Annotated in this window: 21 protein-coding genes and 1 tRNA gene; 19 read left to right on the forward strand and 3 right to left on the reverse strand. The window is 47.9% G+C overall.

Annotated elements, in window-relative coordinates; translation table 11 throughout:
* Positions 1–19 precede the first annotated feature (19 nt).
* From ftsY to STSP1_RS00505, 3 genes are all read right to left on the reverse strand, one after another.
* Positions 20–943 (reverse strand): signal recognition particle-docking protein FtsY, encoded by a 924-nt coding sequence (gene ftsY, locus STSP1_RS00495; protein WP_085754466.1) that lies wholly within the window; start codon positions 941–943, stop codon positions 20–22.
* Positions 944–1,072: 129 nt separating this feature from the next.
* A complete protein-coding gene (locus STSP1_RS00500; RefSeq protein WP_085754467.1) occupies positions 1,073–2,362 on the reverse strand; it encodes a Y-family DNA polymerase in 1,290 nt (429 codons plus the stop codon).
* A complete protein-coding gene (locus STSP1_RS00505; RefSeq protein WP_085754468.1) occupies positions 2,326–2,763 on the reverse strand; it encodes a LexA family protein in 438 nt (145 codons plus the stop codon). The genes STSP1_RS00500 and STSP1_RS00505 overlap by 37 nt, the downstream gene beginning before the upstream one ends.
* Before the next feature lie 722 nt (positions 2,764–3,485).
* On the opposite strand from STSP1_RS00505, the gene STSP1_RS00510 reads away from it, so the two are divergent.
* The 19 genes from STSP1_RS00510 to bamA all read left to right on the forward strand — a co-directional run bounded on the left by STSP1_RS00510 (position 3,486) and on the right by bamA (position 24,968).
* Complete coding sequence (locus STSP1_RS00510; protein WP_085754469.1) at positions 3,486–7,748, forward strand: InlB B-repeat-containing protein; 4,263 nt, start codon at positions 3,486–3,488, stop codon at positions 7,746–7,748.
* A 306-nt stretch (positions 7,749–8,054) separates the two neighbouring features.
* Positions 8,055–8,291 (forward strand): NifU family protein, encoded by a 237-nt coding sequence (locus STSP1_RS00515; protein ID WP_226997489.1) that lies wholly within the window; start codon positions 8,055–8,057, stop codon positions 8,289–8,291.
* A 71-nt stretch (positions 8,292–8,362) separates the two neighbouring features.
* Positions 8,363–10,585, forward strand: coding sequence for an NADP-dependent isocitrate dehydrogenase (locus STSP1_RS00520; protein ID WP_085754470.1), 2,223 nt, complete (start codon positions 8,363–8,365; stop codon positions 10,583–10,585).
* A gap of 30 nt (positions 10,586–10,615) precedes the next feature.
* Complete coding sequence (gene lpxK / locus STSP1_RS00525; protein ID WP_085754471.1) at positions 10,616–11,668, forward strand: tetraacyldisaccharide 4'-kinase; 1,053 nt, start codon at positions 10,616–10,618, stop codon at positions 11,666–11,668.
* Positions 11,652–13,151 carry a D-glycero-beta-D-manno-heptose 1-phosphate adenylyltransferase gene (gene rfaE2, locus STSP1_RS00530; RefSeq protein ID WP_085754472.1) on the forward strand — a complete coding sequence of 500 codons (1,500 nt, stop codon included), beginning with the start codon at positions 11,652–11,654 and terminating at the stop codon, positions 13,149–13,151. The genes lpxK and rfaE2 overlap by 17 nt, the downstream gene beginning before the upstream one ends.
* A 19-nt stretch (positions 13,152–13,170) precedes the next feature.
* A complete protein-coding gene (locus STSP1_RS00535; RefSeq protein ID WP_085754473.1) occupies positions 13,171–14,160 on the forward strand; it encodes a D-glycero-alpha-D-manno-heptose-1,7-bisphosphate 7-phosphatase in 990 nt (329 codons plus the stop codon).
* 129 nt (positions 14,161–14,289) lie between these two features.
* Entirely contained in the window at positions 14,290–15,408 is a 1,119-nt protein-coding gene (locus tag STSP1_RS00540) for an MlaE family ABC transporter permease (RefSeq protein WP_085754474.1), read from the forward strand.
* Complete coding sequence (locus STSP1_RS00545) at positions 15,405–16,172, forward strand: ABC transporter ATP-binding protein (protein ID WP_085756628.1); 768 nt, start codon at positions 15,405–15,407, stop codon at positions 16,170–16,172. Before STSP1_RS00540 ends, STSP1_RS00545 begins: the two co-directional genes overlap by 4 nt.
* A complete protein-coding gene (locus STSP1_RS00550) occupies positions 16,169–16,546 on the forward strand; it encodes a peptide chain release factor family protein (RefSeq protein WP_085754475.1) in 378 nt (125 codons plus the stop codon). Before STSP1_RS00545 ends, STSP1_RS00550 begins: the two co-directional genes overlap by 4 nt.
* A 267-nt stretch (positions 16,547–16,813) precedes the next feature.
* Positions 16,814–16,885, forward strand: a tRNA-Gln gene (locus tag STSP1_RS00555).
* 78 nt (positions 16,886–16,963) lie between these two features.
* Positions 16,964–17,914, forward strand: a complete 951-nt coding sequence (locus tag STSP1_RS00560) for a ribose-phosphate diphosphokinase (RefSeq protein ID WP_085754476.1) — start codon at positions 16,964–16,966, stop codon at positions 17,912–17,914.
* Between the two features lie 57 nt (positions 17,915–17,971).
* Positions 17,972–18,616, forward strand: coding sequence for a 50S ribosomal protein L25 (locus STSP1_RS00565; protein WP_085754477.1), 645 nt, complete (start codon positions 17,972–17,974; stop codon positions 18,614–18,616).
* Between the two features lie 9 nt (positions 18,617–18,625).
* Complete coding sequence (gene pth / locus STSP1_RS00570) at positions 18,626–19,195, forward strand: aminoacyl-tRNA hydrolase (RefSeq protein WP_085754478.1); 570 nt, start codon at positions 18,626–18,628, stop codon at positions 19,193–19,195.
* Between the two features lie 48 nt (positions 19,196–19,243).
* Positions 19,244–19,747 carry a 30S ribosomal protein S6 gene (rpsF, locus tag STSP1_RS00575; protein WP_161491541.1) on the forward strand — a complete coding sequence of 168 codons (504 nt, stop codon included), beginning with the start codon at positions 19,244–19,246 and terminating at the stop codon, positions 19,745–19,747.
* A gap of 27 nt (positions 19,748–19,774) precedes the next feature.
* Complete coding sequence (gene ssb, locus STSP1_RS00580) at positions 19,775–20,281, forward strand: single-stranded DNA-binding protein (protein ID WP_085754480.1); 507 nt, start codon at positions 19,775–19,777, stop codon at positions 20,279–20,281.
* Positions 20,282–20,357: 76 nt separating this feature from the next.
* Positions 20,358–20,606, forward strand: a complete 249-nt coding sequence (gene rpsR / locus STSP1_RS00585; RefSeq protein WP_085754481.1) for a 30S ribosomal protein S18 — start codon at positions 20,358–20,360, stop codon at positions 20,604–20,606.
* 67 nt (positions 20,607–20,673) lie between these two features.
* A complete protein-coding gene (rplI, locus tag STSP1_RS00590; protein WP_085754482.1) occupies positions 20,674–21,207 on the forward strand; it encodes a 50S ribosomal protein L9 in 534 nt (177 codons plus the stop codon).
* Complete coding sequence (gene dnaB, locus STSP1_RS00595) at positions 21,167–22,600, forward strand: replicative DNA helicase (RefSeq protein WP_085754483.1); 1,434 nt, start codon at positions 21,167–21,169, stop codon at positions 22,598–22,600. Before rplI ends, dnaB begins: the two co-directional genes overlap by 41 nt.
* 61 nt (positions 22,601–22,661) lie before the next feature.
* A complete protein-coding gene (gene bamA / locus STSP1_RS00600; RefSeq protein ID WP_085754484.1) occupies positions 22,662–24,968 on the forward strand; it encodes an outer membrane protein assembly factor BamA in 2,307 nt (768 codons plus the stop codon).
* Positions 24,969–25,092 lie beyond the last annotated feature (124 nt).

The raw sequence follows: 25,092 nt of genomic DNA on the forward strand, positions 1-25,092 counted from the left end.
GAACAGCCAACATAATTTATTATGAGAAAAGGGCTTCTACAAACTCTTCAGGTTCGAATTCTGCTATGTCTTCCGGTTTTTCCCCAAGCCCTACAAATTTAACGGGGATGTCCAGTTTGTCCTTTATCGCTATAACAATACCGCCTCTTGCGCTGCCGTCAAGCTTGGCGAGAAAAATCCCCGTTACATCAATCGCTCCGGTAAATTCTTTTGCCTGTGCGATCGCATTCTGGCCGGTTGTACCGTCAACAACGAGGATCACCTCATGAGGCGAGCCCGGAATCTTCTTGGATGTTACCGCCTTGATCTTTTCGAGCTCCTTCATCAGGTGCTTTTGGGTATGAAGCCGGCCGGCCGTATCAACGATAAGATAGTCCGCATCTCGTGCAATTGCCGCCTGGCAGGCATCGTATGCCACAGCCGCAGGATCCGCACCCTGCTTGTGTTTGATTATCTCAACCCCGATTCTCTCAGACCATATTGAAAGCTGATCCACAGCCGCCGCTCTGAATGTGTCGCACGCTGCAACTACAACCTTGTGCCCAGCAGAGCTGAGATTGAAGCCGAGCTTTGCTATGCTTGTGGTTTTGCCCGAGCCGTTCACGCCTGCCACCAGTACAACGGTAGGGCCGGAATCTGATTTGGCAAGCTCTCTGTCCCGCTGGGGCCAGTAGTTTTTTATCTTTTCTTTGAGAAAAGGTATAATCTGCTCGCTTGTTTCGATTTCTTTGTTTTTGTAAGACTCCCTGAGCTCTTCAATCAGCTTCATTGTGGTTTCGTAGCCCAGATCATCGCTTATAAGCACCTCCTCAAGTTCGTCGAGAAGGTCTTCATCAATTTTTCGCCCGAAGGAAAGCACATCAGAAAGCGATTTGGTAATCTTGTTTCTGGTTTTTTCGAGCCTGTCTTTTATAAATCCTACAGTCTTGGAAAATAAGCCCATAATTATCCTGTAAATCTAAAATTTAATATTTAATAGTTTTAGAAAAGAAAAATACAAAAAAACGGGGAAAAATAAAATTAAAATTTTGCCCAACTGGCGAAATTTTAAGATAGCCCCCTTTTTTATGTATTATGCCTTTGCCATTGGAAGCTCTTTCCAGCAGGTAGTATATCTCGGGCTTCTGCGGTTTGCGGCAGTTTTCCAGGGCTTTTCAAGTCCAGCTGATGCCCACGTGATGCCCGCATCGTTGAACTGGTTGATTTTGTCTATCGTTTTCATTAATTTCTCTTCCTGTTTCCTGCCGGAAGCATCGAAGAGCCCCGGGCCAGAGCAGTTCAGCGGCAGCAGGCCGGAGAGTATTACCCCTGCCTTTACGAACCTCTTTTCTTGCCTGAATATTTTCTCTGCGCAGCTCTCGGCCTCTTTGATTATCTCAGAAGTCTGGAGGGTTGGGCTTTCCAAAACCCTAACCTCCTTCCCGAAATATGCGTTTCCGCTGAAACGGTTTGTGTTTGCGAAAACGGTTAAAATCTCCGCCCGGCTGTTTTGAGCTCTGAGCTTCTCGCAAGCCCGTACGGCATAGAAGCTCACCGCCTCTTTCAGCTCTTTCAGGCTGCTTACAGGCCTTCCGAATGTTCTCGATACAGTTATTGCCTTCTTTGCCGGAGGCGCAAGCTCAAGTGAGAAGCAGGGCTCCCCGCCAAGCTCCAGCACTGTGCGTTCCATATTAACACTGAATCTTCTGCGGGCGGTTTCGGGTTTCATTCTGCTAAGGTCAAGGGCATTTCCCGCCCCCAGATTTTTCAGCTTAAAGCCGAGCCGCCTGCCAACCCCCCAAATATCATCAATCTTTACCCCTTCAAGAATTCCCTTTCTCTTTTCAGGATCTTCCGGCAGGATAAAAACACCTCCAGCAGATTTCTTTGCGGTGCGCCCTGCAATTTTTGCAAGCGTCTTTGTTTCCGCTATGCCTATAGAAACAGGGATTCCCGTCCAGCTTAGAATTGTCTTTCGCAGCCTTCTCGCCCATATCTCCGGCTTTTCTTGCAGCCCGCAAAGGCTCACAAACGCCTCGTCGATAGAATAAATCTCGCATTCAGGGCAGAACATCTCAATGATTTCCATCACCCTCTCAGACATATCGGCATACAGCGTGTAGTTTGATGAAAAAACGCCTGCATTATTATCCCGCAGAAGTTTTTTGGCCTTAAAGTATGGCGTGCCCATCGCTATGCCCAGCGATTTTGCCTCATTTGAACGCGCTACGATGCAGCCGTCGTTATTCGAAAGCACAACCACAGGCCTTCTTCGCATATCCGGCCTGAATACCCTCTCGCAGGATACATAGAAATTGTTGCAGTCTATAATGGCAAAAAGATTGCCTAAAGCTTGTGTATTACGCTTGTTACCACTCCCCATACCTCGAAATCCCTCTCCTCGCTTATTGCTTGGGGTTTGTAGTCCTCGTTGTCCGGCTCGAGTATTACCTCGTTTTTCCTTATCCTGATCCGCTTAACTGTGAGCTCGGAATCAAGCGACGCCACCACCACATTCCCGCTCTTGGGCTCAAGGCTCCTGTCAACGATGAGCAGATCGCCGCTGTGTATGCCTGAATCCTTCATGGAGCTGCCCGAAACCCTAACGAAAAACGTGGCAGGGGGGTTTTTGATCAAATGCTTATTAAGATCGAGCTTTGATTCCTCGTAGTCTGATGCCGGCGAGGGAAAACCTGCCGGTACCGTTGAAATAAACAGAGGCCTGCCGAGGCTGCTGCTCGTATCCGGTTTGTATATCTCTTCCACCTTAATCTTCATAGCCATATTATAGAAGTATGCAAATACAATATCAACCCCGATTTTTCAGCTCGCATAGATTAAAGCCTCTTTTTAATCACCAAGAACCCAAAGGTTTTTTGTAGCGGCGATTCTGTGCGAGCGCCGGCTCAGTTCGTAGCTGCGGCGGGCAGTATGGGATGGAAATCTGATGTCCACTTATTTCGCCCCGCCTGCGGCGGGCCTACATGCGTGGCTCGGTTTAAATATTAGTTTCGTGAAATCGCTGCGTAATACTAACGACAATCAGAGCCGCACGTGGAGGTCCGCCGAAGGCGGAGCGGAACAAGCGGATAGATTTTTGGCTCGTGGCTGAGTAGCGAGTGGCAGAGCTGCAAGTCCGCCTGCGGCGGATTGCTCGTTGCAAAATCATTAGTGAAAAATTAGTGCCGATCAGCGGCTGATAAATCTCCCATTAAAAATCCTTAGTGTCTCTTAGAGTTGCTTAGTGGCTGAAATATCTCAGCGCAGATTAGCGGCTGAAAATTCTCTCCGCCTTTTCCTTATTAAATATTTATCCTGTGAATCCTTGCCCCGTAGCCAAAGCGGTTCGGGGCTGTAAATCCTGTCAAAAAAATTAAAAAAATCGGCGGAAATTATATTTTTTCCTTGAATTCTCCCCTCAAATTCGGTAAGTTCAGTCCGGAAAGGGTAACTGGCGTTATTTGGGGATAAGATTAAAATTTAATATTTTTTATCCGGAGTTAAATATGTGTACCCTTAGAGTTTCCCTTCTCGCAGCTATTGCCGCAGCAGGCATTGCATTTGGTTTCGCCGCAGGCGACGGCACGGAAAACAACCCATACCAGATTTCCACCCCCGACCACCTCGAAGCGGTGAACAATGATCTCTCAGCCCATTACGTTCTGACAGGCGATATCGACCTCTCCGGCAGAACCTACGAACGGGCAGTTATCGCCCCTGATACTGATTACACCGATTCGAATTTCAACGGTACGTCTTTTTCCGGCTCATTCGACGGGGCTGGATATAAGATTTTAAGTCTTATCGTTGATGCCTCAGATGTTACGGGAAATTACCCTCGATATCTCGGCCTTTTCGGCAAAATTGATGAGGGCGAAGTTCGAAATCTCGGAATTGAAAATGCCCAAATAACTGGCGGCGATAATTCAAGATTTCTTGGCGGACTGTGTGGATATAATGATGCTGAAACAATTCAGAACTGCTATGTTACTGGCTCTGTTTCAGGCGGCGCTGATTCAGATTGCCTCGGCGGTCTCTGCGGGAGTAATGGTTCCAGTAGCACAATATCCAGTTGCTATTCAACCGGTTCTGTTTCAGGTGGCGATAATTCTTATTGTCTCGGCGGTCTCTGCGGGAGTAATGGTTCCAGTAGCACAATATCCAGTTGCTATTCAACCGGTTCTGTTTCAGGCGGCGCTGATTCTTATTCTCTCGGCGGTCTTTGCGGAAGGAACTACGGCATAATTACGAACTGCTATGCCACTAGCGATGTTTCAGGTGGCAGCAAAATTGGCGGTCTCTGCGGGAGTAAAGGTTCCAGTAGCACAATATCCAGTTGTTATTCAACAGGAATTGTATCAGGCAATGAAAACCTTGGTGGCTTTTGTGGAGATGCAGGCGGTATAGTTACAAACTGTTTTTGGGACAAAGAATCAAGCGGAATTAATACAAGTGCAGGAGGTACAGGGCTTACCACTGATGAAATGAAGAGCGAAACCTCTTACAGTGCTGTAGGATGGGGAATAAGCGGGCTATGGACTATCGATGATGGCAATGATTATCCCCGCCTTGCTTGGGAGAATGCTCAAGGTGAGCAGATATCTCTATATCCTCAAATAGATTTGCCCGGCACCGGCAGTGAAGAAGACCCATACAAAATAAGCACAGCAGAACAATTTGAAAAGATTAATCAAGCCGTAGCAGCAGCCTATGAGCTTGAATGTGATATTGATTTTACAGGAAAAACTTATTCAAATTCTGTTGTTGTCCAAAATAATAGCGGGTCAACTTCATCATTTTATGGAAATACATTTTCCGGTTTTCTATGTGGCAATGGATATACAATTAGAAACTTAACTATTAACGCAGGGTGTAGTTATGTTGGTTTATTTGGTTCTATATCTGATAATGGCTCAGTGAAAAATATTGGTCTAATGTCTGTACAGATTAATAATACAAGCCCGAAATCTGGTGCACTTTGCGGTAGAAATCAAGGAATAATTACAAATTGCTATTCAAGAGGAGTTGTTGCTGGAAATTCTGAAAGTGGAGGTTTTTGCGGTCAGAATTTAGGTACAATAATAAACTGTGGAGCAGAATGTAATATTAGCGGCAGTAGCAGCAGCGGTTTTTGCGGATATAATAAAGGAACAATTATTTCTTGTTTTTCTGCTGGAATTGCAGAAAAAGGATTTTGCGACAGGAATGATGGTTCAATACTTAATTGTTTCTGGGATACAGAAGCAAGCGGTACTACATTGAGTAGTGGCGGAGCTGGCTTGCCGACAAGCCTGATGAAGGATATTTATACCTTTCTAAATGCAGGCTGGGATTTTGCAGGACACACTCGAAACGGCAGTAATGACAACTGGCTTATGCCGGAAGATGATTATCCAAGGCTTACAGCGCTTCACAGATTAACGGTTACCTTCAATTCAGGCGAGAATGGGAGCATTTCTTCAGGCGATGCAGAGCAGACCGTTCCTTATGCAGGCGATGCTGAGGCCCCGGAGATAACGCCGAGCGAAGGCTACGAGTTTACGGGCTGGAGCGGGTCGTTTGATAACGTTACTGAGGATATCACGATAACAGCGCAGTATGAGCTCAAATCTTACAATGTAACATTTGCAGCAGGCGAGAACGGAACAATCACCTCAGGCGATACTCAGCAGACCGTTTCTCACGGCGGCTCGGCCGCTGCTCCCGCAGTAGAGGCGGATGAGGGATACAGCTTTGCAGGCTGGAGCGAGGCATTCGATAATATAACGAGTGATTTAACCGTAACCGCTCAATATGAAATAAACACTTTCCTCGTTGAGTTCAATTCTGGGGCTCATGGCGAGATTTCAGCGGGGGATGCAGAGCAGGTTGTTGATTATGGAAGCGGGGCAGAAGCCCCCGAGATAAGCCCATATCAGGGTTGGCTTTTTGCCGGCTGGGATGGAGATTTCAGCGAGGTTATGAGCGACCTTGTTATCGGGGCTATTTATGAGCCGGCGAGCTACAGCGTAGTATTCAATGCGGGCTCTCACGGCGTGATCAGTGAAGGCAGCGCGGAGCAGGAAGTTCCAAACGGCAGCGGAGCGGATGCTCCCGCTGTTGAAGCGGATGCCGGCTGGGAGTTTGTGGGCTGGGATAAAGCGTTCGAAAGCGTAACCAGCGATCTAACGATCAACGCCCAGTATCAAGTGCAAACGTTCACCGTTGTATTCAGCGCAGCGGGCAAGGGCGAGATAGCCTCCGGCCAGCCGCAGCAGACGGTAGAATACGGAAATCCGGCGCAGGCCCCGCAGGTTAGCCCGGGCGAGGGCTGGGAATTTACCGGCTGGGATGGTGATTTCAGCAGTGTAGTAAGCGATCTTGCGATAGAGGCGCAGTATTCGCTGCTCGGCGAGGGCACGCCGGAAGAGCCTTACGAGATTTATAATGCGGCCAACCTTGAATGGGCCAAACACTGGCCTGCGGCAAGCTTCATTTTGATGAAGGATTTGGATTTGAGCGGGCAGAGCTTTTCTGAGCCGATATTCTCGCCGGATGAAGACCCGGCAGACTGGCGTTTTAACGGTGAAAAATTCACAGGCTCATTTAACGGCGCCGGCCATACTATAACCGCCCTCAGCATTCATAGCGAGAACGCCTATGCCGGCATGTTCGGCTGCATCGGCGAGGCTGGAGAAGTGCTGAGGCTCGGGCTTGTTGAGGCAGATGTTGCAGGAAGCGCTCAGTCCGGTGCGGTTTGCGGGCGAAATGAAGGCACAATCCAGAGCTGCTATGTGAGCGGGCTTATAGACTGCTACGACGAGGCTGGCGGAATAGCCGGAGCGAATGCAGGGCAGATTGTTAGCTGCAAGAGCGTTGCGGATATCTCCGGCTACCGCTTTGCAGGCGGGCTCTGCGGGAGCAATGTAGGCGGGATAGAGAGATGCCTTTCTGCCGGCAAGGTGGATGCGGAGAAGTTTGCCGGCGGGCTTTGCAGCTATAACGACGGCTCGATCGCTGCGAGCTTCTGGGATATCCTCACCAGCGGGCAGGATTCCAGCGACGGCGGGACAGGCCTCGAAACTCCGCAGCTCCGCGAGAAGCAAACGTTTACCGGCGCCGGCTGGGATTTCTCAGAGGGCGGAAGCTGGAAGATGGCCACGCTCAACGGCGAGACAGGCAGGTATCCAATGCTTCGCTGGCAGGAGACGCCGAAGGTGGGGCTGCATGAATTCGTATGGCTCGCAAGACACTGGGGCAGCGCAGGCTTCGCACCCGATAGCGAGCCGAATCTGGTGGACTTCTCGAAAGACGGCCATGTCGATATATACGACCTGCTGCTTCTCGGCGAGAGCTGGGGGCATACGGCGCCTGCGAGGGATATTTTCGCTCCCGATGAGGATTTCTCTGATGGCGGGATCCCGAGCGGCTGGCAGGCCTCAGGCGATGCAGGCTGGCAGATCACCCAGCACGCAGAAGACTATGCAATCCGCTCAGAGCCGATTGGCGATTCGCAGTGTGCAGGGATAACGCTCACCCGCGACACGAGATTCTTCGGCCGGATCAGCTTTGATTATCTCGTTTCGAGCGAGGAGGGATTCGATGGGCTCATATTCGTGGTTGACGGCGAGCCGCAGGAGAAATTCTCCGGCGAATCCGGCTGGCAGACATTCAGCCTCGAATTCGCCCCGGGAATGCATACCTTCACATGGAAATACTGCAAGGATTCCTACTGGCAGGCGGGCGATGATACGGCAATGATAGATAATATTCAGTTCTCAGGGGAGTGAGCTGGTAAGCAGGGAGCATTTAAACCGAGCCACGCATGAAGACCCGCCGCAGGCGGAGAGCCTGTCCGCCGCAGGCGGAAAACAAGCGGATAGATTCGTGGCGTGCGGCAAGCACACCCGTACGGGTGTGCCTGCGCGGCTGCCTCATTTCAACGTCTGAATTTACTTTTATATGCAGCAGGGGGTGCTGTAATCCTGCAAATGTCAGCATTCTTATCCCCGTTTTCCAGCCACGGAGTTGTAAATAAAACATTTATAAGTAAAATATCGTCTCAAAATTTAATACTTAAACTTTGGAGAAAACCAATGAGCGAACAGATAAGTGATAAAATCCAAGACTGCATCCAGCAGATTCGTCCGATGCTTCAGTCAGACGGCGGCGATATTGAGCTTGTAGAGGTAACGGAAAATAACGACGTTAAAGTTCGCCTGCAGGGGGCGTGCAGAGGGTGCCCGGGAGCCCGGATGACCCTCAAAATGGGCGTTGAAAGAAGGCTCAAGGAGCAGGTGCCCGGAGTGGGCGAGGTTATTCCTGTGGAATAATCTTCTGCTGCCGAAAAGGTATTTGAATAATCAGCTTTGAATTGTTTATATAAGGATAACGGAATAAATAAATGAACAGGATAACCTGGACAAAATCAGATGAAGCCCCGTCGCTGGCATCGTATTCTCTATTGCCGGTGGTGGAGGCGTATTGCCGTGCCGCGGGAATTGAGATAGAGGTTCGTGATATCTCGCTTGCCGGCAGGATAATTGCAAATTTTCCCGACAACCTCACCAGTGAGCAGAAGCAGACGGATGATTTGGCCTACCTCGGCGAGCTGGTTAAGCAGCCTGAGGCGAATGTAATTAAGCTGCCGAATATAAGCGCATCAATCCCTCAGCTTGAAAACGCTATAAAGGAGCTTCAGGAAAAAGGATATAACATCCCAAGCTACCCGCACCAGATCAAAACCGATAAGGACAGAAAGCTCGTTGAGAGATTTGCAGCCGTTTTGGGGTCTGCGGTTAATCCGGTACTGCGTGAGGGCAATTCGGACAGAAGGCCGGCAAAGGCAGTCAAGCAGTTTGCCAGAAAGCACCCCCACGGGATGGTTAAGGCTTGGCCTGAGCAAGGCAGCAAGGCTGATGTGGCATATATGCAGGAAGGGGATTTCTACGGCTCCGAGCAGTCTGTTACGCTGGATAAACCCTGCAACGCTAAGATTGAATTTATCGGCAAAGACGGCTCAGGCAAAACCCTCAAAGACAGTCTGCCCCTGCTGGAAGGTGAAGTAGCGGATTCTGCTGTAATGAGCGCAGACGCGCTGGAAAATTTCTACAGCGAAAAGATGGAATTTGCGAAGAAAGAGGGGCTTTTGCTGTCTCTCCATTTGAAGGCCACGATGATGAAGGTCTCTGATCCGATTATGTTCGGCCATTGCGTGAAGGTTTTCCTTAAAGATGTTATCGATAAACACAGTGAAACGTTTGATTCGCTCAGTGTTAATCTCAATTACGGCCTTGAGAATCTGTTCAGCAAACTGGAAGGCTTGGAGCCTGCCGAAAAGCAGGAAATCGAGAGCGATATCCGCAAAGCCTATGAAAACAACCCATCCCTTGCGATGGTTGATTCGAGAAAAGGCATTACGAACCTCCACGTTCCCAACAATATCATTATTGATGCCTCAATGCCCAATGTCGTACGCGACGGCGGGAAGATGTGGAATAAGGACGACCAGCTTCAGGATACTCTCGCCCTCATTCCAGACCGCAGCTATGCATGCATATATCAGCAGATAATCGAAGACTGCAAAGAGAACGGCCAGTTCAACCCCGCCGAGATGGGCAGCGTTTCAAACGTTGGCCTTATGGCGAAGAAGGCAGAGGAATACGGCTCGCACGATAAAACTTTCGAAGCCGAGGCAGACGGCAAGATTCAGGTTCTCAGCGACGCCGGCGAAGTGCTGATGTCTCAGAGCGTTAGCAGGGGGGATATCTTCCGGATGTGTCAGGCTAAAGATGCCCCGATTAAGAGCTGGGTGGAGCTTGCAGTAACCCGTGCCCGCGAGGAAGGCGTGCCCGCTGTTTTCTGGCTTGATGAAGAAAGAGCCCACGACAGAGAGATTATTGCAAAGGTGAAGAAGTATCTGCCCGAATTCGATACATCAGGGCTCACTATAGAGATTATGGAGCCCAGAGAGGCTATGAAATATTCTCTCAAGCGCGTCCGCAGAGGCGAGGATACAATCTCCGTTACGGGAAATGTATTGCGTGATTACCTCACTGATCTCTTCCCGATCCTTGAGCTTGGCACCAGCGCAAGGATGCTCTCGATTGTGCCCCTGATGAACGGCGGCGGACTCTATGAAACCGGCGCAGGCGGCTCCGCACCCAAACACGTTGCCCAGTTCCTCAGGGAAAATCATCTCCGCTGGGATTCGCTCGGCGAATACTGCGCTTTAGTGCCGTCGCTTGAGAAGATCGCCGGAAGAACAGGCAATAAAAAGGCCGCAATACTTGCAGATGCTCTCAATAAGGCCATAAGCGACTATCTCGAAAACGGCAAAACCCCTTCACGTAAAGCGGGAGAGCCGGACAACAGAGCGAGCACTTATTTCCTTGCTATGTATTGGGCGAAGCATCTCTCTAAGCAGAAAGAAGATTCGCAGATGCAGGAGCGTTTTGCAGAAGTTTTCAGCAGGCTCTGTGAGAATGAACCGCAAATAATTCAGGACCTTACAAAAGTGCAGGGCAGCTCTTCCGATATAGGCGGATACTATAAGCCCGAAGATAAACTCGCCGAAAAGGCTATGCGGCCCAGCGAAATACTTAATGAGATAATCGAAGGCGTGTAGATAAACTCACTGCCCCAGAAAGTTTTCATCGTGATAGATAAATGGCGAAAAATTGTTAGCGGAGAGGACAGAAGCCATGCAGGGCTGCTTATGCTTTGCGTGCTTGGTGTTCTCTCTTGTTTTTATCGTTTCGCTGTGTGGCTGAGAAATCTGCTATACGATAAGGGCTTGCTGAAAATATCTAAAGCCAATCATCCTGTGATAAGCGTTGGAAACATTACAGCAGGCGGAACAGGCAAAACACCGCTTACAATTGAGCTTTGCCGTCTGCTGGTGGGAAAGGGGTATAAGCCCGCCGTTCTCACAAGGGGATACGCCTCAGATTCCGGTTTTGCTGATGAGCCGGAAGAGATAAAGCTTGCGTGTCCCTCTGCCAAGGTTTACGTAAATCCGGACAGGGCGAAGGCTGCTCGTGAGGCAGAAACGCAGTCCGGCTGCGATATCTTCATCCTCGACGACGGCTTCCAGCACAGGCGTTTAGCAAGAGATTTGGATATTGCTGCTGTTGATGCCGGCTGCCCATTCGGCTATTCAAGGCTTCTGCCGGCAGGTATGCTCAGAGAGCCGATAAAGAATATCTCCCGCGCAGACTGCATCGCTGTTACCAAATGCGAAACCGCAGGCGAGAAAGAAATTGAAAATATCCGCAGCAGAATCCGCTCTTATAACTCTTTCGCACCGATTATAAATCTCCGCCAGAGGCTGGTATGCTTCTCCTCGATGGAGGGGCAAAAATCCAAACTGAAGTCTTTGAAGGATAAGCGGGCTTTTGTATTCTGCGGCCTTGCGAGCCCGGAGAGCTTTTTGGAGAACATAAGCAGGAGCGGGATAAAAATAACAGGCAAAAAGATTTTCAAAGACCACCACATCTACACCCCCGAAGACCTCGAATTTATTCTTTCCGCCTCAGCTAATTCGGATATAATCGTGATGACTCGCAAAGACTTCATGAAGGTGAGCAGGATTGCTGATTCCCCCGGCTGGGAAGAATTCAGGCAGAAGGCAGGTTATTTTGATCTTTCTTTGGAATTCATTGATGGTTTTGGGAGACTGGAAGATTTATTAAATGAGCTCAGCAGATAAAAAAACTCTAACCAGCGTTTATGAGAAGCTTCTAAGCCTTTCCCGCCCGAAGGTTTTGGTTGTGGGTGATTTTATGCTCGATAAATATACCCACGGCGATGCAATGCGAATAAGCCCCGAGGCCCCTGTGCCGGTTTTGAAGGTTGTGAAAACTGAATATAAATGCGGCGGGGCGGCTTCTGTAGCCGCTGATATATGCGAATTGGGCGCAGAGCCCTTATGCATCGGAATTACCGGCCGCGACGAAAACGGAAGGCTCTTGAGAGACAAACTCGGGCATTCAGGGGCAGACATCTCCTGTCTTGCAGAATCGTTCAGCAGGCCTACAACCTGCAAGAATCGCTTGGTAGGACTTGCCCAGCATAAACATCCCCAGCAGCTTATGAGGATCGATGAAGAATCCTGCCGGCAGCTAAACAGTGAGGAAGAGCAGATTATTCTAAGCTGTTTCAGCTCAAAACTCCCTGAGGCTGATATTGTCTGCCTTGAAGACTACGGTAAAGGCGTTCTAACAGAGAATGTATGCCGCAGAATAATAGAGTCTGCCCGCAGAGAGGGCAAAATGGTGGTCGTGGATCCCCCGCTTAGCAGTGATAATCAAAAATTTGCAGGCAGTAATGTAATCACCCCAAACCGCAAGGAAGCCTGTCTTATCTCTGGAGTGGAGATTGATTCTGCAGAGTCGGCCGATGAGGCCGCCGAAATAATACGCCGCCAGCTTGAAATTGATGCTGTTGTTATAACGATGGACAAAGACGGCGCATACCTCAAAACAGCTCAAAGCTCAATGCTTGTGCCTACGGTAGCCAAAACCGTGTATGATGTGGCCGGAGCGGGGGATATGGTTCTCTCGGCTATTGCTGTTGCATTGGCTGCCGGCTGGAGTTATGAGCTTGCAGTACATCTCTCGAATATCGCAGGCGGGCTTGAGGTGGAGAAATTCGGCGTTGCCGCTGTGAGCAGGGCAGAGATTATCGAAGAGATAAAAAAACGCACCTCGCCCGGCGAAAGCAAGATTGTGAAAATGGAAGATATAAGCCAACTCTCCAAAAGGCTAAGAACTGAAGGTAAAAGGATAGTGTTTACTAATGGGTGTTTTGATATTATCCACGAAGGCCACATAAATTTCCTCGGTTTTGCCAAAAGTCACGGTGATGTACTTGTCTTGGGGTTAAACAGCGATGCAAGCGTTAAGCGTTTGAAGGGCGAAGACAGACCAGTAAACAGCGAAAATGCAAGGGCAGCAGTTCTGAGCAGTCTTGAGTTTGTTGATTACGTGTGCATTTTCGATTCAGACTCGCCTCTTGAGATTATCAAGGCTGTAAGGCCGAATGTGTTGGTGAAAGGCAAAGACTGGGAGAAAAAGGGTGTTATCGGCAGCGATTTTGTGAAAGAAAACGGCGGCGAGGTTGTGCTGGCCGATTTAGTTGAGGGGATAAGCTCAACTGCTATAATAAACAAGGTAAAAGGCAAGGGTTTTTAATTCTGCTAAGGGGGCATTGATGAAAAATCTCTTTGGTGATGAAGTGAAATTAGGGCAGGATGAGGGGGCTAAAGATAAATCTTCGGCGAGCGAAGATTTTGATGAAAACCATAAGATTAAGGCGGTGTTTCTCGATAGAGACAACACAATCATATCCGATCCGGGCTACATATCAAAGCCTGAGCAGGTTAAGCTGATTCAGGGAGCAGGCAAGGCTCTTCGCTGCATGCAGCAGCTTGGATACAAGCTTTTCGTTGTTACAAATCAGTCCGGAATAGCAAGGGGCCTCCTAACTGAAGAAAGGCTTGATGAAATCCACAGCAGGCTGAAAAGCCTCCTTATGCAGGAAGGCGTGGAGCTGGAGGGTATCTACTACTGCCCATACCATCCTGAAGGCGAGCTGGAGGAATACAGGATGGAGAGTTTCGAGAGAAAACCGGCTCCCGGAATGATTCTTCAGGCCGCAGAAGAACACAATATCGCCCTCGAAAAATCATGGCTTATCGGCGATAGATACAGGGACATAAAAGCAGGGCGAGCCGCAGGATGCTGTACAATACTAATTAATTTGCCGGGAAACGAAGACAAGAAAGATAAATCAGACCCGCCTCCCGATTATGCGGCAGTAAACATAAAAGAGGCAGCTAATATCATTATGATGTACCACCATAAGAAAGAAGGAAGGCATAAAGTTTTGGATATAGGCAGCATAAAGACAGACAGTTTGGATGAGCTCCCGAATGGAAGCTCGGACATCTCTCAAATTGCTCACATTTTGGAGAGGATGGAGGAAAATATTCTCAGCGAGCTTCAGAGAGGCAGGGACGTCTTCAGCAAATGGAAGGTTTTCGCCGCTGCGGTACAGGTTATAAGTTTAGTTTGCCTTTTGATTGCCCTGATTGGGGTGTTTGCAAGCATAAACTGGATTGATTCGGTTTTAACGCCCCTTGTTTTTGCTGCAGTGCTTCAGCTTATGGCGATATCGGCCTATCTGATAAGTAAAAGCTGACTTTCCAAAATTTAGTGGTATGTTTAGCAAAAAAGTTCTGGAAATTTTTTCTGAATTCTTTAAAAACAGTACAGCGAATAAAAATAATATCGTCTTTATCGGGCGGAAAATGGTTAGCGTTGTTTATAAATGAAAAATGACAGTGAAAAATATGTATATTTCTCAGGTGATGAGCTGATTATCTTGCTGCCTGATGTGGTGGATAAATCGCTGGCTGGTGATTTGTATAGAAAATTTCAGTTTCAGACCGCCTCAAAAACACCCTCGAGAATCGTAATAAACAGCAGTGACGGTTTTCACTGCCATAGTGCGGGGAAGGCTTTTGTTTCTTTAATCAAGAAATACTGCTGCCGAAATGATTTAGAACTCAACGACCAGAATCTCGCGTGCAGAGTGGATGATTTAATCAAAGACTGCCCCAGCGAGGAAGTGCATGAGCAGCCCAGCAGAGTCTTCAGGGAATTCATTGAGGGTTTCGGTAAGGGGTTCTGCAGCTATTTGAGCTCAATAACAAGTAAAATTGAGTATTATGGAAGAGTTTTTGCCTCGCTTGCAGGGCTTTTAAAGAATCCGAAAATTTTCAGATGGTCTGATTTCTTCAGAATAGTAGAAAGCGCGGCAGTGAATTCGTTCGGAATATGTATGCTGATAGGCTTTCTCTTCGGGCTTATTCTCTCGTTCCAGTCTGCAACATCAATGAAGCAGTTCGGGGCGGAGATTTATGTTGCAAGCCTCGTATCTCTAACGCTTTTCCGCGTGATGGGGCCGTTTATAGCTGCAATTTTGTTCTCTGCAAGGAGCGGTACGGCCTTCGCCGCAGAGCTGGGGACGATGAAGATCAACGAGGAAATAGATGCACTGAAAACTTTCGGGCTCGGGCCAGTGCCCTTCCTTGTATTGCCCAGAGTTCTAACCGGCACCCTCTTCGTTCCCCTTCTAACTCTCTACACCAGCCTTTTCGGGCTTGTAGGGATGAGCTTGGTAATGCGGTCGATGGGCTATCCGTTTGAAGTAATCTTCGATCAGGTAACAATGCTTACCGGACTGTCTGATTTCGCCCAAGGGATGTTCAAGGCTCTCGTGTATGGATTTGAAACCGCTGCGATCGGATGCTTGAGCGGCCTGAACACCCAGACAGGCAGCAAGGCTGTAGGCGACGCTGCTACAAGGGCAGTGGTCAGCGGTGTGGTTGCTATTGTGCTCACCGAAGGCGTATTTTCTGTAATATTTTATTTGCTGGAGATATAGCCATGTCTGAGACAGTAGCGAGCGTAAATAATCTAACCTCAGGATACTTCGGCCAGACTGTGCTGGAGAATGTAAGCTTTGATGTGCACAGAGGCGAGATTTTCATTATCCTCGGCGGGTCCGGCTGCGGGAAAAGCACCCTCTTAAAGCATATGATAGGCCTGTATAAGCCCTACAGCGGGAATGTGCTGATAATGGGAGAAGATATATCCGCAGCAGGCGAGCAGGACTTCAAAAACCTTGTAAAATATTTCGGCGTGATGTATCAGAACGGGGCACTGTTCGGTTCTATGAACGTTTTGGAGAATCTGCGACTGCCTCTGGAGATATATACAGCTCTCCCAAAGGAGCTGATGAACGAAATCTGCATCTCAAAGCTGTCGCTGGTAGGCCTTGAGACGAGCTACAATCTAATGCCCTCCGAGCTTTCAGGCGGGATGAAGAAAAGAGCGGCCATAGCAAGGGCGATGGTGCTCGATCCTGACATCCTTTTTCTTGATGAACCAGGCGCAGGGCTTGATCCAATAACAAGCGCTGAACTCGATAATCTCATCTTAACCCTTTCACGCAAAACCGGCATAACATTTATCGTTGTATCACACGAACTTGACAGCATTTTTACGATAGCAGACAGGGTAATTATGCTTGATAAAAGCGTTAAAGGGATTATTGCCGAGGGAAGCCCTGAAGAGCTCAAAAATAATTCTCAAAATCCCCTTGTACAGAATTTTTTCAATCGAATTGCTGCATCTGCAAAAGAATGATTACGTTTCCGGTTACACAAAAAAAGGCCGATGCCCTGCGAAGGAGAATGAAGCAGTGCGGGCTTGAAGAGACAGATTTCGAGGAGAAGTTTATCCGTTCCTCAGGGCCGGGAGGTCAGAAAACCAACAAAACCGCCTCCTGCGTTTATCTGCTCCACAAACCTACCGGTACAGAAGTGAAGTGCGAAAAGGAAAGAAGCCAGGGGCTCAATCGCTACTATGCACGAAAGTTTATGTGTGAGCAGATTGAGGCTAAAACCGAGGGCCTTAAAAGCAAAGAGCAGATAAAAACTGAAAAAATCCGCAAGCAAAAGAAGCGAAGAAAAAGGCGAACAGCCGCTAAACACAACCCAGATCAGCAAAATCATTCCTAAAACCTGCTGTAATGTTTTCGAGCATTTAGCTGTAAATATCATTCTTATTTTTCCGTTTTTTCTTTCTCATAGAATAAAAAGCCTTGTAAAAGAGCCGCGAAGTATTATAATTTCCTTTCTCTCGTTGCCCGGAAGCATGCTCAGGCAAGGGGGTTGGCAGTCCGCGACATGGTCAGCTCCAGCTTCAGGTAATGAGACTTCTCCCCGCTCGGAGCGGGAATCGCGGCATATTAATATGCAGAATCCTGCATTCTTGCCGTAATTTGGTACCCGGTGGTGTAATTGGCAACACCTCAGCTTTTGGTGCTGAAATTTCTGGTTCGAGTCCAGACCGGGTAGTTTCTTTAATAAGAAGCGGTTTCAATTGCCGGTAAGGCCGGATTAAACTGAAGGCCGAGCCGTGGGAAGGATTCATAAATGTTTCTAAATGAGAGTGTAAAAGTATTCGGCGGCTCTGCTAATCCGGAGCTGGTGAAAAAAATCTGCGGGTATCTCGGTGTAACTCCGGGCGGTGCTACAATCCGTCGATTCCCGGACGGTGAGAAATTCGTGAAGATAGATGATAACGTTCGTGGTAAAGACTGCTTCATAGTTCAGTCAACCTGTACCCCCGTTGACGGCAACTTGATGGAGCTTTTGATTATGATTGATACCCTGAAAAGGGCAAGTGCGAACAGGATAACAGCCGTTATCCCTTATTACGGCTATGCCCGTCAGGACAGAAAAGATGACGGTAGAGTCCCAATTACTGCAAAGCTCGTGGCCAATCTTCTTACCGCAGCTGGAGCTACGAGGGTTCTGGGTATAGACCTACATGCAAGGCAGCTTGAGGGTTTTTTCGATATACCGGTTGACCATCTGATGGCAGAGCCGGTGATGGTAAAATATCTCAGAGATAAAAAAATTCAGAAGCCTGTGATAGTTTCGCCTGATGTAGGCAACGTTAAAACCGCTTCAAGGTATGTAAGCCATATAGGGGCAGACCTTGCTATAGTTCACAAAAAAAGGCTAAACGGCAAAGACGTGCACAGCGAGAACATTATCGGAAGTGTGGAAGGCAAGAACGTTGTGATGGTGGATGATATGATCTCAACTGCCGGAACTATATGCTCTGCCGCTAAGCTCGTTAAGAAAATGGGAGCAAATAAGGTGATTGCAGGGGCAACGCACGGGCTCTTCTGCGGGCCTGCTGTAGAGCGGATACAGGAATCCTACATAGACGAGGTTTTCGTAACTGATACGATACCTCTCAGAGAAGACGTGAGAAAAGGCATCAATGTAACGGTTTTGAGCGTTGCAGAGCTCTTGGGAGAATCCATAAAAAGGGTTCACAGAAACGAATCAATAAGCAGTTTGCTGCTTTCGTAGTTATCAGTTACAGCTTTATTAGCTGGGTGATAGTAATAATTTATCAGTGAGGAAAAGATGACAGAAACATTTTCATTGAAAGCTGAGCTTCGGGAAACCGGAACAAAGTCCGCTGTCAAGCTTCGTGAAAACGGCAGAACACCTGCTGTTATTTACGGGCACAAGCAGGAGCCGGTTGCTGTGAGCATAGAAACAAGCGATTTGCTTAGGGCTATGCACAGCGGCAACAGGCTTTTCGATCTTGCTTTTGACGGTAAAACCGAAACTCTTCTGCTAAAAGACATGCAGTACGACCACTACCAGAGAGAGGTAATCCACGTAGATCTTATGCGTGTGGACATGGACGAGAAGGCAAGTGTTACTGTGCCGGTTGTCCTGAAGGGTACTGCTGTAGGCATTTCAGAGGGTGGTATGGTCGATGTACACTTAGACCATATTGACGTTGAATGTCCGGTAGTTTCAATCCCTGAATACTTTGAGGTTCTCATAAAGGATCTGGGATTGAACGATTATATCACAGTTGGGGATATCGAGCTTCCGCGAGGGGCATCGCTTATAACAGATCCCGAATCTGTAGTGGTAAACTGCCACGAAGTTACTGTAGCCCCGGAGCCGGAAGAAGGCGAAGAGCTCGAGGAAGAATCCGCAGAGCCGGAAGTGATTACAGAGAAGAAGCCGGAAGACGAAGAAGAGCAGCAGTAGCGGAAGATTATGGCAAGCAGGCTTATAGCAGGGCTCGGGAATCCGGGCAAAAAATACGATGGCACGCGGCATAATATCGGTTTTGATGTACTAGACCGTTTTGCCGAGAAGTGCGGCGTAAGCATAAGCGGCAAGAAATTTTCTTCGCTTTGTGAAATTTTCGAGTATGGCGGGGATAAGATTATACTTCTTAAACCCCAGACATTTATGAACCTCAGCGGGCAGGCAGTAGCCTCTGCGAGGGGGTTTTATAAAATTGATATAAGCGATTGTGTGATTATTGCAGATGATATGGCTCTCGACCCGGGAAGAATAAGGCTAAGACCCTCCGGCTCTGCTGGAGGACATAACGGCCTCAAGGATATTATTGCAAAGCTTGGAAGCCAAGATTTCCCGAGGCTCAGAGTTGGCATTGGCAAAAGTCCTCTCCCTGAAACCACAGGGTATGTTTTAGGCCGTCCATCGCCGGAGCAGAAGCAGGAGCTTCAGCTCGGAATTGGAAGAGCGGTCGAATGCATTGAAACGCTTATAAAAAACGGACTCGAAAAAGCTATGACAGAATATAACAGTAAAAATTAATGGCCTTAAGGCCGGTGTAATAAATTTTGTAAACCGGAGGTTATTACCTTGGATACATCTAAAAGACTTTATGAAGCCCTGTTCTTGGTGGACCCTGCTTTGGCTGCGGGCGACTGGACAGGTTTGGTTGAGAAGATTACCGCTTTAGTCGAAAAAAGAGGCGGTGAAATTATCAGCCTTAAGAAATGGGATGAGCGGAAATTAGCTTACGAGATTCAAAACAAATCTCGCGGCACCTACATCCTTGTTTATTTTAATGTTGAGCCTCGTGAGCTCTCGAATGTTGAGAGAGATATAAATCTCTCTGAAGACATTATGCGGGCGATGGTTCTTCGTGCTGATTTTATCGATCCTTCAAAGCCGATTGATAAAGAAACTCCGATAGAAGCTGAAGAGAGAGTTAAAAGAGAGCAGGAAGCAAAGCAGGAGATTGAATCTTCAGCGGCGAGCACTGCTGCTTCTGCTTCCGAAGAAGAATCAGCAGAAAAGCCTGAATCGCAAGAGGCTGAGAATGAATCTGAAAAGGCTGATGAGTCTTCAGAACAAGCTTAATTTTATCTTTAGAACGGAGAGATTGAAATGGCCAGCTTTAACAAAGTTATCCTGCTCGGCAACCTAACTAGAGACCCGCAGTTTTCGTATCTGCCAAGCGGCACTCCGCTTGTAGAATTTGCCGTGGCTACGAACCGTAAGTTCGTAGGTCAGGACGGTCAGCAGCGGGAAGAGGTATGTTTTACAGACTGCCGAATGTTTGGCAAGCGGGCAGAAGTTATCAACAAGTATTTCAAAAAGGGCTCTTCAATTCTGGTTGAAGGCAGATTGATTCTCGACAGCTGGACAACTCAAGACGGAAGTAAGCGAAGCAGGCTGCGCGTGCAGGCGGAGAATTTCGAGTTCACCGGAGGCGGTGGCGGTGGGGCTCAAAGACAGGGCGACTACCAGCACGGAGGTTATCAGCAGGGCGGCTATCAGCAGCCTCAACAGCAGCCACCGCAGAATAACCAGCCTCAGCAGCCCCCGCAGCAGTCCTCTCAGGATGCTTTCGGAGGAGGCGACGATTTTAATCCGGATGATATACCGTTCTAAAAATTGCCTTGAGCTTTATTTTGATTTTAGGCATTTGTATTGAGAAATTTGAATTTTAATTTAAGAGCATTAAATTATGAAAAATCAGAGAAGAAACAAAAAAAGAAGAACTGCCACAATCCGTGAGCAGAATCAATGCCGGTTTTGCAGGGCTAAAACCGAGTATGTCGATTATATGGACATCGATACGCTTTCAAAGCTTCTTACCAACCGCGGCAAGATATATTCCAGAAAACGCAGCGGTAACTGCGCAAGCTGTCAGCGTAAGGTTCAGAACGCCATTAAACGTGCAAGGTATATGGGGCTTCTTCCATACCAGACGTGATAAGATAACGGCAGTAAGAAACTGAGCTTATTTAATACTAAAAACAAACTTATTGGAGAAAAAGCAAATGGTTAAAGTTTTGCTCCTTGAAGATATTATTAGCCTTGGTTGGCTTGGTGATATAGTTGATGTTAAAGACGGCTACGCAAGGAATTATCTCGTCCCCTGCGGCCTTGCAACTATACCTTCCAAAGAAAATATTGAGGCGATAGCAGAAGAAAAGGCTAAGCGTGCCAACGAACGCAAGCTCGAATATGAGAAGCTCTGCAAAGTGGCTGAAGAGGTTGAAGACGCTTCTGTTGTGATTGAAGCGAAGGCAAACGAGCAGGGTCATCTGTTCGGCTCTGTAACACCTGAGATGATTGCTGAGAAGCTTAGAGAAAACGGATATGAGATTGCAGATGAGATGGTTGCTGTAGGCCATATCAAGGAAGTTGGAGAGCACAAAGTTACTCTCAAGATTTCTGTTGATCTGGATGCCTCTGTTGAAGTGAAGGTTGTTTCCGAAGGCAGCATCCCGCTTGAGGAAGAAAAGCCTGAACAGCCGGAGCAGGAAGAAGATGAGCTCTCAGAAGCAAAATCAGAAACCTCAGAAGAATAATTCTTCTAAGGCAGAAGCACCTGCACAGCGTTCATCGGATTCGGATTTGATTCAGGCCAAATCCTTGCCTGAATCGTTTGAGGCCGAGGTGTCAGTGCTGGGCTCTATGATTCTGGATAGAAATTGCGTGAACGATATCGTCCAGAAGCTCAGCCCAGAGTCTTTTTACCGCCCGGAAAACCGCATCATATATGATGCCCTCGTTTCGCTTTATGAACAGCTCCCACCAGATAAGAATATGGACCTTGTTCTTATCAAGAATGAGCTGTTAAGGCGGAAACAGTTTGAAGATGCAGGAGGGCAGGACTATCTGAAAAAGATTCCTGCAAGCGTTGCAACTCCTGCAAACGCCGAATATTACACTAAGATTGTTCACGAGAAGTTTATCCTCAGACAGCTTATCAATACGGTAAGCGAGGTGCTGGACTTGGCATACGACCCGGGCGGGGAGATAAGCGAAAAGCTTGATCAGGCCGAGAAAAAGATATTCGAGGTAACTGGTGAACGTGTCAGCGGCGAGGCCGAGTCTATGCGTGATCTTCTCGTTAAGGCATTCGAGGAGATCGACAAACGAACAGGCGAAGCAATAACCGGAATCCCCACAGGTTTTACCAAACTCGACACTATGACTACCGGCCTCCACGAGGGAGAGCTTATTATAATGGCGGGGCGGCCGAGTATGGGTAAAACAAGCTTTGCAATGAATATTGCTGAGCATATCGGCGCTGATGAAGAGCAGCCGGTGTTGATTTTCTCCCTTGAGATGGGTCGTCTCCAGCTTGCAGAACGTATGCTCTGCAGCAGGGGAATGATAGATTCGCAGGCCGTAAGGAGGGGAGTGATGGATTCTGATGTTTTCCAGGAGCTTCTCGATACTAGCGAAAACCTCTCTCAGGCCCCGATCTTTATTGATGATACACCGGGTATGACGCCGCTTGAGATCAGGGCAAAGGCAAGAAGGCTGAAAGCTCAGTATGATATAAAGGCGGTATTTGTTGATTACCTCCAGCTTATGACCCTCGGGGGAAGGGTGGAATCAAGGCAGAACGAGATAAGCGCAATTTCCAGACAGCTCAAGGCTATGGCAAGAGAGCTTGATGTCCCGGTGGTTGTGCTCAGTCAGCTCAATCGTGCTGCCGAGCAGAGAGAAGACCACCGACCTCGTATGAGCGATCTCCGTGAAAGCGGGAGTATTGAACAGGACGCAGATGTTGTTATGCTTATACACCGCGAAGACTATTACCACAGGCAGGAAGCCGAGTATGAATTTGATAACCAAGCGGAAATAATTATAGCAAAGCAGAGAAACGGGCCTACTGGTATTGTGAATCTCAAGTTCCACGGCGAATTTACAAGATTTGACAATATCAGTACTGTTGATGAGCCGTTTTGATTTGCGGGTTTATTATAGCCCGTTTGAGACTGAAGTATTCTGATAAGATATAGGATTTTTTATGCTGAAAAGAGTCGTTGCATTAGTATTGTTTGCTGCTTTGGCTTGCGGTTTGGTTCAAGCCGAAGATTTGCGGATTGTCGAGCTTAAAGTAAAAGGTAACGCTACCCTCTCCAAATCCAAGATACTCAGCACGGTATCCGCCCGCCCGGGGCAAACCCTTGATGAGCAGTCTTTATCTCAGGATACTGAAAAACTGGCGGAGCTGGATGCTGTTCAATTCGCTTACTACAACACCGAACCAGTTGAAGGCGGGGTTAAGCTTAATTTTGTTGTTGTTGAGAAAATGCTCATTTCGGAAATTTCCTTTTACGGAAATGACAAGATCAGTGATAAGACCCTCTCAGACCTTGTTGATTTTGATAAGGGAGACTATCTCGAGAAAATTACGCTGGCAGCTGCTCTGGATAGCATAAGGAATAAATATACCGAAAAAGGGTACTACTTTGCCGAGGTAAAGCTCGGCGAAAAAGAGCTCGAGCAGGGTAAAGTGATATTCAGAATTGAGGAAGGCCCGCGAATCAAGGTTACAGGCGTTCGCTATAAGGGGAATACTGTCTTTACTGAAAAACAGCTCGACAGCGTTGTTAAGTTTGATTCCAGAATACTCTTTCTATTCAAGAGAGATTACAATACCAAGAAAATTGAGCAGGATATTGAGGCTATTGAAGAGGAGTATCGCTCTGCGGGCTATATAAATGTTGACTGCAATGCCGAGCCAGATTTGAACGAAAAGCTCAATAAGGCTGAGGTGGTGTTTTATATAAATGAGGGCAGGCAGTGCAAAGTGTTGGATCACAGCATCAAAGGGGTGAGCTTTTTTGATAAAGAACAGATTGAAAATATGCTCAAGGTTAAGAAAGGTATGGCCTACGACAGCGAGGCCGTAAAGAAAACCAGAGAAAATATCAGAGACAAGTATCTTGAAAAGGGCTTTATTGAAGCGAGAATCAGAGCCGAGAGGGATTTTACAGACAATGGAGATGTGAGGCTCGTTTACGATATTGATGAGGGGAAGCGTTTTAAAATAGGAGAGGTGAGGATCACCGGCAACTACCAAACTCACGATAAGGTCGTCAGAAGAGAGCTTGATTATGAGGGCTTCAAGCCTGGAAGATGGTACGACGGCAAAGAAGCCAAAGGAAACGGAAAAGGCCAGCTCGAGAAGGATGTAAAGCAGGCAACTCTGGCCGAAGACGTTTTCATCAAGTCTGTGGACGGGGAAAAGCCTGGAACCAAGGATGCCGTTGTGAATATCACAGAAGGTATGACGGGAATGGTTATGTTTGGTGCAGGGATTGACAGCAATAACGGCCTTGTAGGGCAGGTTATTTATGAGCAGAGGAATTTCGATATTCAGGACTGGCCGGAATCGCTCAGCGAGTTTTTCGATGGGCGGTCTTTCAAGGGTGCCGGCCAGAGGTTGAGAATCTCCCTCGAGCCCGGTACAGAAGTAAATCGCTATTCAATAGATTTTACCGACCCTTACGCATGGGAACGCCCTTTCAGCTTGAATCTCGGCTCCTCACGCTTCTGGAGAGGCAGAGAATGCTACGATGAGGAGAGAACCAAGGGCTATATCGGACTTACAAGACGCTATGAAGACGACTGGTATCTTGGAATAAGACTGCGCGCCGAAAATGTAACAGTATCTGATCTCGACGCAGATTCGCCGCAGGAGATTTATGATGTTGAAGGCGATACAGGCCTTTTCGGAACGAAATTCTCAGCCAAGAAGAAGGTAACAGACGACAAATATATCCCCACAGAGGGCTATGTGTTCGATGCCTCCTTTGAACAGGTTACAGGCGATTACAACTTTGGCGTTGTAAGCTCCTCATACACAAATTACGAGACGCTCAAGGAAGATTTGGCCGGCAGAAGAACCGTATTCTCAACGAAGATATACGGTGCGGCTATTCTTGGTGATGCTCCGCCGTTTGAGAAATTCTATGCAGGCGGTTCTGGCAGCCTTAGAGGATTTGACTACCGCGGCGTGAGCCCGAGAGGCGAGAGCACAACCACGCCCGGCGTTTATGACGACCCAATCGGGAGCGACTGGATCGCCATCGGCACTGCCGAGATCACCTTCCCACTCGCAAGCGACCGCTACAATTGGCTTCTCTTTGGCGATGCGGGGATGATTGATGAGGGCGGCCCGAGAACTTCTATCGGTACGGGTATCGAAATTCTGATTCCTCAGTGGTTCGGCCCAGTACCTATGCGGTTTGAAATTGCAGCTCCAATCACAAAAGAAGGCGAAGACGAAACAGAATTCTTCAGCTTCTCAATGGGAAGGCTCTTCTGATTTTTTTATCAGTTTTAGTTTGATTCCTGAAAATGTATTGCCTTATGGCTGAATACAACGGTTTGCAGCATAGTAAAACTTACGCCGCTCTTTCAAAAGGGCGGCGTTTTTGCATTTTGAGCAA

Source organism: Sedimentisphaera salicampi (genome assembly GCF_002117005.1).
Lineage (GTDB): Bacteria > Planctomycetota > Phycisphaerae > Sedimentisphaerales > Sedimentisphaeraceae > Sedimentisphaera > Sedimentisphaera salicampi.